This is a genomic window from Loktanella sp. Alg231-35 (assembly GCF_900143545.1).
Lineage (GTDB): Bacteria > Pseudomonadota > Alphaproteobacteria > Rhodobacterales > Rhodobacteraceae > Yoonia.
In genome coordinates, this window is the sequence record NZ_FREV01000001.1 from 678,130 (window position 1) to 695,340 (window position 17,211).

A 17,211-nucleotide genomic window follows, 5' to 3' on the forward strand; every position below is an offset into this window, starting at 1 on the left:
CTCCCTACGTTACAGATAGGTCACGTGGCGCGAGGACCGCACGACACTGGATTGCCAGTTTGTCAGTAGCGGTTGCGCGATGCCCGGCGTTGCTGAGTTCATCAGGTTGCCGGTGTCCTCATTATGGCCCAGCAGGCAGGCGTGCCCGATTTCATGGGCCAAAAGCGCGGGCGGGCGTAGTGCGGGCCCTTCAATGGTGACGTAATTGTGGGTGCCAGACATCGAACAGCCGTTTGTTGTGCCCGGTTGGATGTCGTTGACAACAAATCCGACGATCTCGCCCCCGTAACCGATGACATTGCGCCAGTTGGAAGTGAACTTGCAGGTCTTTGTCACAAACTCGAACCAGCTGCCGTCCACCCACCAATCAGCAAAGAAGCCACCAGCGCCGCAATCCACGGTGATACTGCCGCCGGGCGGTGAAATACCCGATTCACAAAACCCGGTGAAGCGAGCGTCGATATTGCTGGTGCGGTCGTAGATTTCGATCACACTGTCCACCAGTGGCTGCAATTGGGCCTGCGTGGCAAGTGGGACATCATTGATGACCGGGATGACCACGCCGAAATACATCTTCTTGCGTGGGCGCACGCCCGCAAGGCTGAGGATGAAGTCAAAAATGCCGACAATGCGCCAGATAATCTCAAGCACCCAGTTAAGCACCGTGCGTATGATGCCGCCGATGATCGGAATAGAGAGGATCAATCCCACAATAAAGCCGATGACGTCCAGAATGACATTGACCACGGTACAGACAACGCGTGTGACCCATTTGCCAACGGTGACGACGACCCAGCGCACGACTTTGACGGTGACCCAGACAAGCCAGCAGAACAGTTTGTTCAGGCAGAGCATCCACCATTTGCAGCGCTCTTCGCGGCATCGTTCTTCTTGTCGATCTTCCCATTCTTCGATGGGGCGTTCGACTTGTTCTTCAATCCATTCGTGAATTTCGACACAGGTCCGACCCATGGCGCACCTCTCAATCTGCATTATGAAATATGTGGTTTCTAATGGCGAAATCATGACACAGGCTGTTTTTGCCGCCTATGCGGGAATTCCCTACTTATAGGAAAACACGTGTGTTTGGTTCAAAGTGGCGTCAAGCACCACGCAGGAGACCACTGAGATGTCAGAGAAAATCGCCGTCGAAAATGTGAATGTGCCGGGTCAGGTCACTAATGTGGGCCGGGCGAAATATGATGCGATGAAAACTGCAATGCTAAAGACGTTGCCCAAGACCTCTCCGGGAATGACAGCCAAAGAATCCAAGGAAGCTGCGAAGGCGCATCTGTCCGATGATCTGTTTCCCGAAGGTGCCACCTCAGGCTGGTGGCAGAAATGCGTCCAGCTTGATCTGGAGGCAAAAGGCCTGGTGATCCGCGAGGACACCAAGCCATTGCGGTTCTACCAAACCTAGTTAGATGGAGCGCTTGCGCTTGCGGCCATCAATTCGGCCATGATCTGGTTCATGCTCTCCGGCACGGTTTCCTTACTGTGATGCATGATGCTCATGTGTCGGTCGATGCAACAGCAAGCGGGTGGCGCTGCTGCCCTGCGTCATCAAAGTTCTCTGGGGCGATCCAGTTCTCAAATGCGGCCTTGATCCGTGGCCAGTCCTTGTCGAGGATCGAGAACCACGCCGTGTCCCGGTTGCGCCCTTTGTAGACCAAGGCTTGTTTGAACAACCCGTCGTAGGAAAACCCAAGCCGTTCCGCTGCCCGCCGTGATGGGTCGTTTAACGCGTCGCATTTCCATTCGTAACGCCGATAGCCCAGTTCATCAAAGACGCGCGCCATCATCAGATACATCGCCTCTGTGGCCATCACCGTGCGTTGAAGGGCAGGTGAGAACGTGATGAAACCCACCTCGGCGACCCCGTTTTCGGGCTGGATGCGCAGAAAACTCGCGACACCGACCGGATTGCCGTTGGATTTGTCGATCACGGTGAAAAAGAGCGGATCTTTGCTTTCACAGGCCCCTTGGACCCATGCGGCGTAGGCTGAGGCGTCCGAAAACGGTCCCGTTGGCATATAGGTCCAGAGCGTGCCGGTTTGATCCGCACTGAAAGCGGTATGCAGCGCTGCGCTATGGGTGGGTTCAAGTGGCACCACGTCACAGGTACGTCCGCGCATGGGTGTTTTGGGGATCGTTGCACAGCAGGTCCAGTTGGGCACTGGCGCGCCGATGGGTTGCCCCTGATCATTGTGATGTGTGCTCATGTGAACCTTTGTGGTGAAAGTTGTGCGATGGTAGGGGCGGGCAATTCTGGTGTCGCTCCACCGACGATATCTGCAAGTAGTCGGCTGGCCCCCGGCGCGGATTGCATGCCATAACCGCCTTGGCCCGCACACCAGACAAAGCTGGGGTCGGCACCATCACGCCCCAGCACAAGATTGCGGTCAGGCGCAAAGGTTCGCAGACCCGCCCAAGAGCTGATCAATCGTGTCACGGGTTCGGTCACAAACCCTTCATAACGGGCCAATCCTTCGGCCAGCACCATGTCATCGGTGTAGGCGTCATGTGGGGTGGTGGGGTCCTCTTCGGCTGGGGACACGATCAGCGCCCCTGCGTCCGGTTTGCAGTACCAGTCTTCGCCTGCGCCGAAGGCCATGGGCCAGCTACTCAGATCATGACCGCCGGGCGCGGGGATACGTGCCATAGAGCGGCGCAGAGGCGTGAACCCAAGCGGCACAATGCCTGCCATCTTTGCGATTTCGTCAACCCATGCGCCTGCAGCGTTGATGATGTTGCGAGCCTCAAAGGTTTCATTGCCCGCGACGACCTCCCAACCTGACTGTGTGCGCGTGATCGCTCTCACCCCGGATTTCACCGTGATCGCGGCGCCGTTGCTGCGTGCGATGCGTGCGAAGGTCTGCACCAGCTTGTCCGTATCAATGTCCCAGGCTGATCCATCATATGCGACACGGTCCACGACCTTATCATCTAGCACGGGGATCATGGCCTGGGCTTCTGCCAGGGTAATCTGCTCAAGATGCATGTCGTCAACGTCATGGGCGAAAATTTCGGCCAATTCCTTGGAGCCCACAAGCATCAGGCCACGCGGGCTAAGCACATCTGCTTCGCGGTGGAAATCACGGCTGGCTTTGTTTAGCTCTACCGTTGCAGGCTTGCCGTAGTTCTGCTCAAACATGGCCGCTGATCGACCGGAGGCATGATAAGCTAGCGCGTCTTCCTGTTCGAGCACCGTAACAGAGCCCAGCGCAGAAATTCGTGCAGCGGCTGAAATCCCTGCAATTCCACCTCCGATGATAAGAAAATCAATCATGCTTCTTCCAATCTGTCTGTCGCTGGTGCGGGGCTTTGGCTGAGGCGTGTGATGTGTGCGTAAAGCGCAGAAGTAAGCGTCAGATCGGCTGCCGCGAATGACGGTTCAAGCTGTGCGACTGAGCGTCCGGAGATAATCGGATGCGGCAGGCATGGATGGGCTGCGGCCCAGGCCACTGCCAATGTTGCCGGGTCGACGTTTTGTTCTGCGGCCAATGCAGCCAGTCCATTGGCCGCATCATGCATCCATCGCTGATCATAGCGCGCCTTGTAGCGGCTATCTTCGGTCAGCCGTCCCGTGCCGCCCTTGGCGTACTTCCCAGTCAGCAACCCGCCACCAAGCGGTGAATACGGGACAATCGCAATGCCCTGATCGCGGGCCATCGGGAAAATTTCGACCTCGGCTTGTCGTTTCACCAGACTATACATCGGCTGGATGACATCGATATTTGTACCAAGGCTGTGTGCGACCGCTTGTGCCTTCATCACCTGCCATGCAGCAAAGTTGGACACGCCGATATGTCGGATCAGCCCCTTTGATTGCAGCTCTGCCAGTGTCGCAAAGGTCTCTTCCAGCGGCGTGTCATCATCAAAGCGGTGCAAATAGAGCAGATCAACCTGATCTTCGTTCAACTGACGGCGAGAAGTGTCAAACATCTGGGTGATATTCTGGCGCCCCGATCCGCCAATATAGCCAACCTTCGTTGCCAGATAGATGTCATCCCGCGCTGCCTTGATCAGTTGACCCAGGATCGTCTCAGAGGCCCCATTGGTATAGGCTGCAGCAGTGTCGAAATGGTTGATGCCATGTGCGCAGGCGGCCGCGAACATAGCTTCGCTTTCGGTTGGTTCGGCGGTGCCGCCAAACTGCATTGCCCCAAAAGTCAGTCGTGAAATCGGCTGGCCGCTACGTGTTATCAGTTCTGTCATTTTCAAACTGTGGCACGCCTGTGATATGATGAAAAGACGTTGTGAAAGAGGGGTATCGAATTGGGTCGTGAAGCTGTTGCAGTCTGCCATTGGCAAGGTGAAATTGCCGAAGCCAAAGTGCATCTGGACAGCCGGTTCCTGCAACTGCGTGGGCAGATGCGGTTGGACCTGCCGCGCGATGCAATCCGCGCCGTTGATCTGGATGACGCGGGCGTTCTTGTCCGCACCCAAGGTGGCGATCTGATGATGGAGTTTGGCGCGGTTGAGGCGGCGCGTTGGCAAAAAGCCATCCTCAAGAAGCCGCCGACCTTGGCCGAGAAGCTGAGGATTTCGGCCCAGACGCCGGCATTTGTTCAGGGGACGTTTGATGATGCGCCTCTGGCTGAGGCTTTATCTGATGCAACGGTTGGTGATCCCGCAGACGCGATGCTCTTGGTTGCAGTGTTGCTGCGAGCCGATGATCTGCAACAGGCCTCTGATCTTGCGCTGGCGCACCCTGACAAGCACATCTGGGTGGTCCACCAAAAGGGCAAGGCTGCCGTTGTCGGAGATAGCACAATCCGCAGCCATATGCGCGGTCTTGGCTTTATCGACAGTAAGACAAGCGCGGTCTCTGACCAGTTGACCACAACCCGCTATCGGCAGCGCACATAGGCGTGATGCACTGCCACCCGGCAGGACGTTGACAAGCGTGCATCAGCATGGTCGCTTGCCCGTAATCGTCATAGGAGATGTCAATGACCTACGTGCCTGCCGAAGATCGCTATGACCGTATGGTCTATCGCCGCTGTGGTGCGTCCGGGGTAAAACTGCCGGCAGTGTCACTGGGGCTTTGGCATAACTTTGGCCATGACATGCCACATGAAACAAAGCAGGCCATGTGTCGGACGGCGTTTGATCTTGGGATCACGCATTTTGATCTGGCCAATAACTATGGCCCGCCACCTGGGTCGGCAGAGCATGCGTTTGGCTCTATTCTGGCCGAGGATTTCAAAGGGTATCGTGACGAGCTGATTATCAGTTCCAAGGCGGGCTATGACATGTGGCCCGGCCCTTACGGTGAATGGGGTAGCCGCAAATACATGGTTGCCTCTTGTGATCAATCGCTCAAGCGGATGGGCCTCGACTATGTCGACATCTTCTATTCGCATCGGTTTGACCCCGACACACCGCTTGAGGAAACCATGGGCGCGCTCGACTACATCGTGCGCTCGGGGCGCGCGCTTTATGCGGGGATTTCCTCCTATAACTCCGAACGCACGCGCGAAGCCGTCGCAATCCTCAATGATCTGGGTACGCCGTGTCTGATCCACCAGCCCAGCTATAATATGCTGAATCGCTGGGTGGAACGGGACGGGTTAAAAGACACGCTGAATGAATTGGGCGTCGGCTCCATCGCGTTTACGCCGCTGGCTCAAGGCATGCTGACTAAGAAATACCTTGGCGGCATCCCTGATGATAGCCGGGCCGCGCAGGACAAATCGCTGTTCCCATCGATGCTGACAGAAGAGGCGCTGGGCAATATTCGAAAGCTCAATGAGATTGCAGAGGCGCGCGGCCAGACACTTGCGCAAATGGCGATCGCCTGGGTTTTGCGAGACGGCGGGATCACAACAGCGCTGATCGGGGCCTCAAAGCCAAGCCAGGTTGAAGACTGTGCAGGTGCCATCGGCAATCTTGATTTCAGCGCCGAAGAACGGGCCTTGATCGATGAATATGCCGATGAAGAGCAGATCAACCTCTGGGCTGCCTCGTCCGAGCAGCAAGCTGGTGGCGCGGATCGCAAGAAATGATCCGCGACCCGATTTTACTGACGTGAGCGAGGATTGCGACATTGCGACCTTGACGTTTGGCTGGCACCACGAGAGTGCTATGCTGATTGACAGAGCTGGCGTTGCGATGGCCAGTACATGGCAGGGGTGTAAGAGGAACGATGTCGCCTGAGTTTTGGAATACTGCTGTTTGCCGCGCAGGCAAAGCGTCGGGCAAATGACTGCGTTGCCCATTGCCAAGCCCGGACAGGTGATCGGGCTTTTGGGGGGGTCATTTGACCCACCTCATGCGGGCCATGTGCATATCAGCAAGGCAGCGCTCAAACGGTTTGGGCTGGATCGGCTTTGGTGGCTGGTGTCGCCGGGCAATCCTCTCAAACAAAACGGCCCCGCGCCTTTGGCCGAGCGGATGCAGGCCGCTCAGGCCATCATGCAGCACCCGCGTGTCACAATTACCGATATCGAGGCACATCTGGGTACGCGCTATACCGCGCAAACCCTTGTGGCCTTGCACCGCCGCTATCCCGGCGTGCGGTTCGTGTGGTTGATGGGGGCTGACAATCTGGCGCAGTTTCATCGCTGGCAGGACTGGCGTTGGATTATCGAAAACGTGCCAATTGGCGTGGTTGCCCGCCCCGGTGATCGTATCTCGGCGCGTATGTCCAAGACTGCGAAAGTCTATGCCCAAGCCCGGATTCCGGGGCGGGCCGCCCATGTTCTGGGCCGGATGCCTGCCCCGGCTTGGGCTTTTGTGAATCTGCCGATGTCGGATCAGTCTTCAACAGCCATTCGCGCGCGGGGGGAATGGTGATGCGGGTCTCGCGGCGTGCGTTGTTGGCTGGTGCGGTGTCTGCTGTCGCGACACGCGCTTGGGCGGACGCCCCGCTGACCTCAATCCGCCCCATTGCCCGTGTCCCGAACAAGGATGCCGTTGCCCTGATGGTGGCGAATGCAGACCTTGCGGGCGAGGTTGGCGTTGTTGTGGTCGACACCGCATCAGGCGAAGTGATCGAGGCGATTTCAGCAGATACTCCCCAGCCGCCTGCCAGTGTGACCAAGACGATCACCGCACCTTACGCTTTGGAAGCGCTTGGGAGTGAGTATCGTTTTAAAACACGTCTGTTTGCTTCTGGGATCATTCAAAATGGAATTTTAGATGGTAATTTGATCTTGGCGGGTGGTGGCGATCCAAATCTCGTCACCGATGATCTTGCCCAACTCGCGCAGCGTTTGAAGGACATGGGGCTGCGTGCGGTCAAGGGTGACTTTGAGGTTTGGGACAGTGCATTGGTCAACCTTGATGAGATCGACAGCCAGCAACTCGACTATCTTGGCTACAACCCAACGATCACCGGGCTGAACTTGAACTTTAACCGTGTCCATTTCGAATGGAAGCGGATTGAGGATGCCTTTGAGACGGCAATGGATGCCCGGAGTGAGAACTACCGGCCCGTCGTGACCTCGTCGCGGATCCGTATCGTTGACCGCGCGAACCCGGTGTTCACCTACCGGACCGCTGGAAATGTCGATCAGTGGACAGTGGCAAAGGCAGCCCTGAATGACGAAGGATCGCGTTGGTTGCCGGTACGCAATCCGGCGCTTTATGCAGGACAGGTCTTTGCAACCTTCGCGCGGAGCCACGGGATTGTCTTGAAAACCCCGCAAGAGACAGCGGAAGAACCGAGCGGAACGCCCTTGGCAGAGATCGAGAGTCCGCCGTTGCCCGAATTGATGCGTTCAATGTTGCGCTACTCGACAAACATCACCGCCGAAGCAGCCGGTCTGATGGCCACATCAGTGCGCACTGGTCAGCAACGCGGGCTGCGCACTTCTGCTTATGGGATGGCGCGCTGGGCTGATGACCGTGCTGGCGGGATTGCCCCTTATCTGGTGGATCATTCCGGGCTTGGCGATCTGTCGCGGATAACGGCCGCGGATATGGTTCAGTTTCTACTGGCGCCTGACGTTGAAGACACGCTGCGCCCGATTATGCGGGTCGTCCCGCTGGTGGGGGAAGATGACAAGGTCATCGCAGGCGGTGCAGAGGTGCGGGCTAAGACGGGCACGCTGAACTTTGTCTCGGCGCTGGCGGGTTATGTGAAGACGCAGCAGGGCCGCAACCTTGCTTTTGCGATCTTTGCATCCGATCTGGAAGCGCGCGAGCGGGGCAAGCTGCAAGGCGATGAACGGCCACCGGGCGCGCGGTCATGGAACCGGCGTGCGCGGACATTGCAGCAGGATATCCTCAAACACTTGGCGGTACGTTTAGTCTAGCGTCAGATGCCGTGCGCGCGACCCGCGTTCAATGGCGGCGGCGTGCAGACGATCAAGGTTCAACTCGTCGCGAATCTCTTCCAGCATGCGCACTTCTTGCCCCGCAATGCGCCCGTCAGCCGCCGCAACATCGCAAGACAATGCATAGGCCGTCTCAAATAGGCGTTCCGGCAAGGCATCACGGATCAAACCAAAGAGCGCTTCTAGACCGTCTTCCTGTTCCAGCAGGTCAAAAACCATCTTGGACATGCGCGGCAGGCGTTCTGCATCATAGCCGGCAAACACAGGCAAGTTATTGATTGAATTGCTCATTTTCACCAGCTCTGCGGTGCGGATTTCCTCGTCAGAGGCCGACACGGCGATCATCAGCGCGGCAAGCGCATCCTGTGCGGTCATTGGGGCGTCTTCGAGCATGATCAATTCCTTTGCTTACCTTACCCATTTATTGACCCGACCCCCGTCTCGCAATAGGGAGTGCGCGTTGTGGGATCATAATGACCCCCTAAAACGATGCGAGACAACAGATGAGCAATTTGCGTGAAGCGGCGATGACGTCAAAGGCCTGGCCCTTTGTTGAGGCCCGCGCATTGCTCAAACGGTATGAGAACAAGACCCCTGAAAAGGGATACGTCTTGTTTGAAACAGGCTATGGCCCGTCTGGTTTGCCGCATATCGGCACGTTTGGTGAGGTGTTACGCACCACAATGATCCGCCGCGCGTTTCAGGTGATTTCCGATATCCCCACCAAACTGATCTGTTTTTCTGACGATCTGGACGGCATGCGCAAGGTGCCGGGCAACGTGCCGCAACAAGAGATGCTGGCGGAACATATGCACAAGCCGCTGACCACTGTGCCGGACCCCTTTGGCACCCACGAGAGCTTTGGCCACTATAACAACGCGATGTTGCGTCGGTTCTTGGATACGTTTGGATTTGAATACGAATTCTATTCGGCGCGCGAATTCTATCAGACTGGCCAGTTTGATGAAATTTTGCTGCGTGCTGCCGCCCGTTATGATGATATCATGGCGGTGATGCTAAAGTCTTTGCGCGAAGAGCGGCAAGGGACGTATTCGATCTTCTTGCCGATCCATCCAGAGACCGGTCGCGTTCTTTATGTGCCAATGAAGAACGTCGATGGTGCGAAGGGTGAGATCACCTTTGACGATCCCGATGGCCGCGAATGGACGCTGCCTGTCACCGGCGGCAATGTGAAGTTGCAATGGAAGCCGGATTTTGGCGCACGCTGGGCCGCCCTCGATGTTGATTTTGAGATGTACGGCAAGGAACATGCGACCAACACCGCGATCTATGATCGAATTTGCGAGATTTTGGGTGGGAAGAAGCCGAACCACTTCTCTTATGAGCTGTTTCTGGATGAGAACGGCCAGAAGATTTCGAAGTCCTCGGGCAATGGTATCTCTATCGATGAATGGCTGACCTATGCTTCGACCGAGAGCCTGAGTTATTTCATGTATCTCAAGCCAAAGACGGCCAAGCGGATGCATTTCGATGTGATCCCAAAGGCGGTGGACGAGTATCACCAGCAGTTGCGTGCCTATGCGACCCAAGACGATGCCGGGCGGGCGAATAACCCGGTGTTTCACATCCACGGACACAATGTGCCGGCCTCCGATATGGTCGTGCCGTTTGCGATGCTCTTGAACCTTGCCTCTGTCTCTGGGGCCGAGGACAAGGACACGCTGTGGGGCTTTATCCAGCGCTATGCGCCCGACGCATCAGCCGAAAAGAACCCGCAGATGGATCAGGCGGCAGGTTTTGCAGTGCGGTATTACAATGACTTTGTGAAGCCGACGAAGGTGTATCGCGCGCCCAACAATCAAGAGCGCGCGGCGCTGACTGATTTGGTAGGGCGGCTCAAAACTTGGGACGGTGGATTGGACGCGGAAGAGCTGCAAACCATGGTATTTGCCGTTGGCAAAGAGCATGGGTTCGAACCCTTGCGCGCTTGGTTTACTGCTCTTTACGAGGTGCTTTTGGGCGCATCACAAGGCCCACGCTTTGGTGGGTTCATAGCACTTTATGGTGTGGATGAGACGATAGCGCTGATCGAAGGCCGCTTGGCAGAGTAACGCAGTTTGCGCTAGGTTACGGTATGGACCGTGACGCCGTAATTGCCATCTACGACCGCCTGATTGCACAGCACGATGGCCTGACCCGCAAGGGCAAGGCTAACGCCTATACAGCCGTGAATGGCAATATGTTCAGCTTTGTTGGACCAGATGGAGAACTGTGTATCAGGCTTTCCAAAGACGACATCGCGACCTATGGCGATGCGTACTCAAACGACCCGGTCATCCGCTACAATAGTGTGATGAACGGCTATGTCGCGGTGCCAGACGCCCTATTGGTGGTCGAGGAAACACTGGCGGGGTGGTTCGCAAAATCAGTCGAATTTGCAAACGGATTGAAACCCAAGCCAACCAAAAAATGAAACTAATCTGCCGCCGCGTCCGTATCTATTCATATAGATTGGGACAGAAAGGCGTTTGGAATGCGTATTTTATCACTGGTTTTAGGGCTTTGGCTGGCGGCGACATCTGTATTTGCACAGGATTCAGATGCGATTGAGGGCGTTATCGCGAACCAGTTGAACGCCTTCAACGACCGCGACATCAATGAGGCTTGGCAATATGCCAGCCCGAACATCAAACGCTTGTTTGGCAACCCGGGCAACTTTGGCATGATGGTCCAGCAAGGCTATCCGATGGTCTGGGACAATGCTGAGGTGCGGTTTCTGGAATTGCGCGATGTGCGCGGCAACTTGTGGCAAAAGGTGATGGTGCGTGATGCACAGGGCGGTCTGCATGTTCTGGATTATCAGATGATCGAGACCGCAGACGGTTGGCAGATTAACGGCGTGCAACTGCTGCCCGCACCGGACGTCGGCGCTTAACGCGCGCAACAACTAACCCATCCCTGTTCCCACAATTGCGCCCGTCGGCGGAATGAAACACGCAAGCCCGACAGCGGTGTTGCGCGCCCCTACGTGATGGTGGTCTCAGCCCTGCTTCATCTTCTGCGCTTACCCCTTTGATGCGTCGCCCGGCATTTGCAACGGGCTTTTCGTAGTCATCAAAAGGGGCCATTTGCCATGAACAAAGCCATCACCGACGGGATCGTTTTTAACCCATTGCCGTTTTCTGCCGGGCTTGCGCTGTGGTCGTCGGGCGATGGCACGCCGGGGTCGAACAGCTATGCGATCAGCGGATCGGGCGTGTTTGTTGCGGCTGATCAGGACTTTTCAGGATGCCTTGAGGTACTCAAGACCGACGCCACAACGCGCGTGCGCTATATGGGCGAGACGCCGATTGAACCGGGCTGTTACCTTCAGGTTACTGCCCGGATCAAGGCGATATCGGGGCCGATGCCAGCGGTCAGCATCAGCGGTTGGGCCGGTCGGGCTGGTGGGATCGAATTGACCGGCGTGCCCGAAGTTGGCCCGTCGGTGCAACTGACCACCTATGGCGAAGTTGTTGAGGTCAAGGCGATCATTGCAACAGCGGACCGGTCCGGTGTGGATATGGTCTGGACCGGTGCAAACTATGGCCATCTGGGTATCAATCTGACTGGTCCGACGGGTGGTCTGGTGCGTCTGGACGACGTCACGATTGATGATGTCTCTTCGGTCTTTACCCGCGATTTGGTGGGCCTTGTTGATGTGCGGGATTATGGCGCAAAGGGTGACGGGGTCACCGATGACAGTGCGGCCTTCAATGCCGCTGATGCCGCCGCCAATGGCCGAACCGTGATGGTGCCCGCGGGTGACTATCTGCTCCAAAGCAATGTCACGATGGACAATGTCGTGCGCTTTGAAGGCCGGATCGTGCAGGCGCCGGATCACCGTTTCATCATGCAGCGCGATTTCAATTATGACACCTATTTGGCCGCGTTTCAGGACGAAGAGCTGGCCTTCAAAAAGGCCTATCAGGCGCTGATCAACTTTGCCGATCACGACTCGCTTGATCTGAGTGGTCGGCGTGTCTTGTTGACGGAACCTGTCGATATGCAGGCCACTGATCCATCCCGCATCCGGTTTGAGACCCGCCGCGTCATCCGCAATGGCCAGTTTCAGCCCAATGACAGCGCGGCGTGGGATCCGGTGCAGGTGACCTCTCAGGCAACTTATTCGGCCTCCAACGACAATGAGCTGACAAATGTGGCCAATATCGCCAACATCCCAGTTGGATCGCTGGTTGAAGGCAACGGCGTCGGGCGCGAGATTTATGTCACGTCGGTGAATATCGGTGCTGAGACGTTGGAATTGAGCAGTCCGCTCTTTGATGCCGAAGGCAGTCAGGTTTTTACCTTCACCCGCTTCCAATACATGCTGGATTTCTCGGGCTATCAGAAGCTGAGCCAGTTCATCCTTGATGACATCGAATTTCAGGGGCGCGGAGTTGCCAGCGGCATCATGATGGCGCCGGACGGTTTCACCTTTCATGTGCGCGATTGTTTTGTGAACAAGCCTAGGGACCGTGGCATCACTTCACCCGGACGTGGTTGTCAGGGTATGATGATCGACCGCTGCCAACTGATTTCGGACGAGCAGGCCGTACCTGTCGCTTCTCGTGTCAGCATCGGCTTCAATGCCAACGCCAACGACGTCAAAATCCGCGACAACCGGGTCAGCAAGTTCAAGCACTTCTGCGTACTTGCGGGGTCGGGCAGCTTGATAACTGGCAACCACTGGTTCCACGGCGATAATGAGGTGAATGGTGTGCGCATGGGGGGTATCGTGCTGACACTACCGAACCCCAAAAGCATCTTTACCGGTAATTACTGCGACAACAATTTCATTGAGTGGACCAATGAGCATAACTCATCACCTGCACTTGGCGCGCAGTTTTCATTTGGTGGGCTGAGCATCACCGGGAACATGTTCACAACCAATGATGTTGCCGATTGGTTCAACTTCATTGTGATCAAACCCTATGGTGCAGGGCATTTCATCAATGGATTTTCGGTGGTGGGGAACGTTTTCCGGTCGCTCAATGGACGTATTGACCGTGTCGAAAGCGTTGATACGACATTTGCCGATCTCGACTTTGGCCGCACGCGCGACTTCGACTTCTTCGGCAATACCTTTCACAATGTGAACGAACCAGCGCGAAACCCCACCCAACTAAGCCATGACCAGCAGACTGAGGCAACAACCTGGGTCATGGATACGGGCACGACATTGCCCTTTGGTGGCCGCGCCCGCAGCGTGGAAACTGTGTTGCCTCAAGGTGCGATCACCAATGCTGCATCAACACGTATCCATGATTTACCTTGGTCACAGGGCGAACAGGGGGTGGGCAATCGGTTCGTGCATCTCAACTGGAGCCAGCCCGTCAAAGGCGAAGTGCGCTATGCGGTGCGGATGGATCAGGTCACATAGGCAGATTGAGAAGCGATCAAGAAGGGCACCCTTAGGTGCCCTTCTTGACGTAGGGGCAGCAATGCAAATTGCGCATGTTCGGCATGCAGAATGGGCCGTTGTTAGGCGAGGTGATCAGGCCTAGTTGAAGTGTTGGGAGGACTGACAATTCAACTTACGAGGCACATGATGACACTTCGTCCCGACAACACTTTGATCTCCAACCGCGAAATGCTGCAGGAACTGGTCCTGATGCCCTTTCGCGCCATGGCGCGCTTGCTGGAAGGTATGACCGAGAGCAACTCGCGCGCGCAGGCACTGGCTGCTGTGAGCGCGATTCCAGAAGACGATCTGCGCGCCAAGGGTTTGACCCGCGCTGATGCAATCAGCATGGTCTTTCGCCACGACGCCTAAGAACAGAGACTAGCGGCTCACCTCTGACAGAGGTGAGCCGTTTGATTTTGGATTGCTGGGCGCTGAACCATTCGTGCAGCGCTCCGGCGCATAATCGCGTATCCTTGGTGCATGACGATTCTACTGACATTGATCCTGATGGTTGTCGCGCTCCTGCATTTTGCATGGGGTCTGTCGATCTGGATCCCGATCAGAGATGAAGAGCAGCTGGCGCGCACAGTTGTTGGCGCAAAGGGCGTGACCCGCATGCCCGGCACAATCCCCTGCCTGCTGGTCGTGGTCGCCGTGCTGGTGGTAGTCGCCGCGATTTGGATGCCGCATATGGCAATTGCGCGGTTCGTAATGTGGTTCGCCCTTGTTGTGTTTCTGGCGCGTGGCGCCATCGCCTACACCAAGATGTGGCGCGCGATGACGCCCGAGGAACCTTTCAACACATATGATCAACGCTACTACGCACCGCTGTGTGTGGTGATTGCTATTGGGTTGCTTGTGATCTTGCTCAGCGCTTGACCTGTGGCATAGCGCGAAGTTTCACCCAATAGCCCAAGACCGCGATGACCTCGCGCAGGCGGTGCTTGATGTGCCGGCCCGTTGGATCGGGGCAGTCTGCCGTTGCGTTTAGGCCAAAATGGCGGGCAACCATCAGCGCCCGGCGTGCATGATATGTGTCAGTGACGATGATGATCTCGTCACCTTTGGCCAATTGCGCGCCGAATTTGATGTTTTCAAGCGTATTGGATGACTGATCTTCGCGCTCAATCGCAGATTCAGCTACACCACCGGCGATCAGCAGGTCGTGCATGGCGTCCGCCTCGGAGGGCGGATGCTGACCCAGACCACCGCAAGCAATGATTTCGGCCTCTGGGTTTGCGTGCCACAGTCGGGCGGCATGGGCTGCGCGCCGCCGCAACGTGGGCGATGGGCCGTTTGGCCAGACAGCGGCACCAAGGATCAGGATAGATTGCATACGGTGTGGATATCCGATGCCCGAGCGATTACGAAGCGCCATATATGAGGCGAAAATTTTTTGACAACACCGATTTGGCAGAATAGTGGAAATTGACAAATGCAGATAATCGGATGTTAGGCATCTTGGATTCATCTGCATTTTCATCATGATGCACGACAAAAGCGGCTGCGGACAATGATCCGCGCCATCAAGACAATTCAATGGGGGACAAGCCATGACCGATTTTCCAGCCGGAACCTACACACCATCTGCCGATATGGCCAAAGGCGCACATGCTGATAAGGCGACATATGACGCGATGTATCAGGCATCGATCAACGATCCTGAAGCGTTCTGGGCCGAGCATGGCAAGCGGGTCGATTGGATTAAGCCTTTCTCGCAGGTTAAGAACACCAGCTTTGCCCCCGGCAATGTTGATATCAAATGGTTCGAAGACGGCACGCTGAATGTCAGCGCCAATTGCATCGACCGTCATCTGGCAACACGCGGTGATCAGACGGCGATCATTTGGGAACCCGACAGCCCCGATGATGAAGCCCTGCACATCACCTACAAAGAACTGCACGAGAAAACCTCGCGCATGGCCAATGTCCTCAAGGAAATGGGTGTGGGCAAAGGCGACCGCGTCGTCCTTTACATGCCAATGATCCCCGAAGCCGCCTATGCGATGCTTGCCTGCACGCGTATTGGCGCAATCCATTCCATTGTCTTTGCGGGTTTCTCGGCTGACGCTTTGGCCGCACGTATCAGTGGATCACAGGCCAAAGTGGTGATCACAGCCGATGGTGCGCCGCGTGGTGGCCGTGTCACCAACCTCAAGGACAGCGTCAATCAGGCCCTGATCAACGTGATGCATGACTGCAAATGCCTCTGCGTGAAACGTACTGGTCAGCAGATCGCGTGGCGACCAGAAGGTGACTATTGGCTGCACGAGATGGCCGAAACTGTAAGCGCCGATTGCCCACCAGAGGAAATGGCTGCCGAAGACCCGTTGTTCATTCTTTACACATCCGGCTCTACCGGGATGCCCAAGGGGGTGGTGCATACCACCGGCGGCTACCTCGTTTATGCGTCGATGACCCATCAATATACGTTCGACTATCATGACGGCGATATCTTCTGGTGTACGGCCGATGTGGGCTGGGTCACCGGCCACAGCTATATTGTCTATGGCCCGCTGGCCAACGGTGCGACGACGCTGATGTTTGAAGGGGTGCCAACCTACCCTGACGCGGGCCGGTTCTGGCATGTCTGTGAAAAGCATAAAGTGAACCAGTTCTACACTGCCCCCACCGCCATTCGTGCACTCATGGGGCAGGGGGATTCCTTTGTCGAGAAATACGACCTGTCGGATATCAAAGTGCTGGGCACTGTAGGTGAACCGATCAATCCAGAGGCCTGGAACTGGTACAATGACGTCGTTGGCAAGGGCAAAGCACCGATTGTCGACACATGGTGGCAGACCGAAACCGGGGGTCACCTGCTAACACCACTGCCTGGCGCTACTGCCACAAAACCGGGTTCTGCTACGTTGCCGTTCTTCGGCATCAAGCCGGTGATCTTGGAGCCGACGACAGGCGAAGAAATTCACGACACTGCCGCCGAAGGTGTGCTTTGCATCAAAGACAGTTGGCCTGCCCAAATGCGCACCGTCTGGGGCGATCATGAACGGTTCGAGAAAACCTATTTCGCCGACTACAAGAACTACTATTTCACAGGTGACGGCTGTAAGCGCGATGAGGACGGTTACTACTGGATCACCGGTCGCGTGGACGATGTGATCAACGTATCCGGCCACCGCATGGGCACGGCAGAGGTGGAAAGCGCCTTGGTCGCCCACGCCAAAGTGGCCGAGGCTGCGGTGGTTGGCTATCCGCATGACATCAAAGGGCAGGGTATCTACGCCTATGTGACCTTGATGGGCGGGCAGGAGCCATCAGAAGAGCTGCGCAAAGAGCTTGAGGTTTGGGTCCGATCCGAGATTGGCCCGATTGCCAAACCTGATCTGATCCAATGGGCGCCGGGCCTACCCAAGACACGTTCCGGCAAGATCATGCGCCGCATCCTGCGCAAAATTGCAGAGGATGATTTCGGTGCGCTGGGCGATACGTCTACGTTGGCCGATCCATCCGTTGTGGATGATCTGATCGAGAACCGGATGAACAAAGGCTAAGACGGCG

18 protein-coding genes are annotated in these 17,211 nt (G+C 56.4%); 12 read left to right on the forward strand and 6 right to left on the reverse strand.

Annotation, left to right across the window (positions count from 1 at the left end; all coding sequences use genetic code 11):
* Positions 1-9 precede the first annotated feature (9 nt).
* Entirely contained in the window at positions 10-972 is a 963-nt protein-coding gene (locus DHN10_RS03435) for a hypothetical protein (protein ID WP_108813824.1), read from the reverse strand.
* 157 nt (positions 973-1,129) lie between these two features.
* On the opposite strand from DHN10_RS03435, the gene DHN10_RS03440 reads away from it, so the two are divergent.
* Positions 1,130-1,420: a DUF6958 family protein gene (locus DHN10_RS03440; protein WP_108813923.1), complete on the forward strand. Its 291-nt coding sequence runs from the start codon at positions 1,130-1,132 to the stop codon at positions 1,418-1,420.
* A gap of 91 nt (positions 1,421-1,511) precedes the next feature.
* On the opposite strand, the gene DHN10_RS03445 is transcribed toward DHN10_RS03440, so the two are convergent.
* From DHN10_RS03445 to DHN10_RS03455, 3 genes are read right to left on the reverse strand one after another with little or no spacing between them, the layout of a single operon-like run.
* Entirely contained in the window at positions 1,512-2,222 is a 711-nt protein-coding gene (locus DHN10_RS03445; protein WP_108813825.1) for a GNAT family N-acetyltransferase, read from the reverse strand.
* Positions 2,219-3,289 (reverse strand): NAD(P)/FAD-dependent oxidoreductase, encoded by a 1,071-nt coding sequence (locus DHN10_RS03450; protein ID WP_108813826.1) that lies wholly within the window; start codon positions 3,287-3,289, stop codon positions 2,219-2,221. Before DHN10_RS03450 ends, DHN10_RS03445 begins: the two co-directional genes overlap by 4 nt.
* Complete coding sequence (locus DHN10_RS03455; RefSeq protein ID WP_108813827.1) at positions 3,286-4,218, reverse strand: aldo/keto reductase; 933 nt, start codon at positions 4,216-4,218, stop codon at positions 3,286-3,288. The genes DHN10_RS03450 and DHN10_RS03455 overlap by 4 nt, the downstream gene beginning before the upstream one ends.
* A gap of 60 nt (positions 4,219-4,278) precedes the next feature.
* On the opposite strand from DHN10_RS03455, the gene DHN10_RS03460 reads away from it, so the two are divergent.
* From DHN10_RS03460 to dacB, 4 genes are all read left to right on the forward strand, one after another.
* Positions 4,279-4,872 (forward strand): hypothetical protein, encoded by a 594-nt coding sequence (locus DHN10_RS03460; protein ID WP_108813828.1) that lies wholly within the window; start codon positions 4,279-4,281, stop codon positions 4,870-4,872.
* 83 nt (positions 4,873-4,955) lie between these two features.
* Positions 4,956-6,011 carry an L-glyceraldehyde 3-phosphate reductase gene (gene mgrA, locus DHN10_RS03465; protein ID WP_108813829.1) on the forward strand — a complete coding sequence of 352 codons (1,056 nt, stop codon included), beginning with the start codon at positions 4,956-4,958 and terminating at the stop codon, positions 6,009-6,011.
* Positions 6,012-6,207: 196 nt separating this feature from the next.
* The gene (locus DHN10_RS03470; RefSeq protein ID WP_108813830.1) at positions 6,208-6,801 is read left to right on the forward strand and encodes a nicotinate-nucleotide adenylyltransferase; all 594 of its coding nucleotides are present in this window, start codon (positions 6,208-6,210) and stop codon (positions 6,799-6,801) included.
* The gene (dacB, locus tag DHN10_RS03475; RefSeq protein ID WP_234416968.1) at positions 6,801-8,264 is read left to right on the forward strand and encodes a D-alanyl-D-alanine carboxypeptidase/D-alanyl-D-alanine endopeptidase; all 1,464 of its coding nucleotides are present in this window, start codon (positions 6,801-6,803) and stop codon (positions 8,262-8,264) included. Before DHN10_RS03470 ends, dacB begins: the two co-directional genes overlap by 1 nt.
* On the opposite strand, the gene DHN10_RS03480 is transcribed toward dacB, so the two are convergent.
* On the reverse strand, positions 8,256-8,678 hold the full coding sequence (locus tag DHN10_RS03480) for a tellurite resistance TerB family protein (RefSeq protein WP_108813832.1): 423 nt from the start codon (positions 8,676-8,678) through the stop codon (positions 8,256-8,258). The two genes, dacB and DHN10_RS03480, sit on opposite strands and share 9 nt — an antisense overlap.
* 110 nt (positions 8,679-8,788) lie before the next feature.
* Between DHN10_RS03480 and DHN10_RS03485 the strand changes: the two genes are divergently transcribed.
* The 6 genes from DHN10_RS03485 to DHN10_RS03510 all read left to right on the forward strand — a co-directional run bounded on the left by DHN10_RS03485 (position 8,789) and on the right by DHN10_RS03510 (position 14,571).
* Positions 8,789-10,357: a lysine--tRNA ligase gene (locus tag DHN10_RS03485; protein WP_108813833.1), complete on the forward strand. Its 1,569-nt coding sequence runs from the start codon at positions 8,789-8,791 to the stop codon at positions 10,355-10,357.
* Between the two features lie 23 nt (positions 10,358-10,380).
* Complete coding sequence (locus DHN10_RS03490) at positions 10,381-10,719, forward strand: hypothetical protein (RefSeq protein ID WP_108813834.1); 339 nt, start codon at positions 10,381-10,383, stop codon at positions 10,717-10,719.
* 60 nt (positions 10,720-10,779) lie between these two features.
* Positions 10,780-11,181, forward strand: a complete 402-nt coding sequence (locus tag DHN10_RS03495) for a DUF4864 domain-containing protein (RefSeq protein WP_108813835.1) — start codon at positions 10,780-10,782, stop codon at positions 11,179-11,181.
* A gap of 198 nt (positions 11,182-11,379) precedes the next feature.
* A complete protein-coding gene (locus DHN10_RS03500; protein ID WP_108813836.1) occupies positions 11,380-13,668 on the forward strand; it encodes a glycosyl hydrolase family 28-related protein in 2,289 nt (762 codons plus the stop codon).
* A 168-nt stretch (positions 13,669-13,836) separates the two neighbouring features.
* Positions 13,837-14,061: a DUF1127 domain-containing protein gene (locus tag DHN10_RS03505; protein ID WP_108813924.1), complete on the forward strand. Its 225-nt coding sequence runs from the start codon at positions 13,837-13,839 to the stop codon at positions 14,059-14,061.
* Positions 14,062-14,172: 111 nt separating this feature from the next.
* On the forward strand, positions 14,173-14,571 hold the full coding sequence (locus DHN10_RS03510; RefSeq protein ID WP_108813837.1) for a DUF3995 domain-containing protein: 399 nt from the start codon (positions 14,173-14,175) through the stop codon (positions 14,569-14,571).
* Here DHN10_RS03510 and DHN10_RS03515 read toward each other — a convergent pair.
* Entirely contained in the window at positions 14,561-15,070 is a 510-nt protein-coding gene (locus DHN10_RS03515; protein ID WP_234416970.1) for a YdcF family protein, read from the reverse strand. The two genes, DHN10_RS03510 and DHN10_RS03515, sit on opposite strands and share 11 nt — an antisense overlap.
* Positions 15,071-15,245: 175 nt before the next feature.
* On the opposite strand from DHN10_RS03515, the gene acs reads away from it, so the two are divergent.
* Positions 15,246-17,204 carry an acetate--CoA ligase gene (acs, locus tag DHN10_RS03520; protein ID WP_108813838.1) on the forward strand — a complete coding sequence of 653 codons (1,959 nt, stop codon included), beginning with the start codon at positions 15,246-15,248 and terminating at the stop codon, positions 17,202-17,204.
* Positions 17,205-17,211 lie beyond the last annotated feature (7 nt).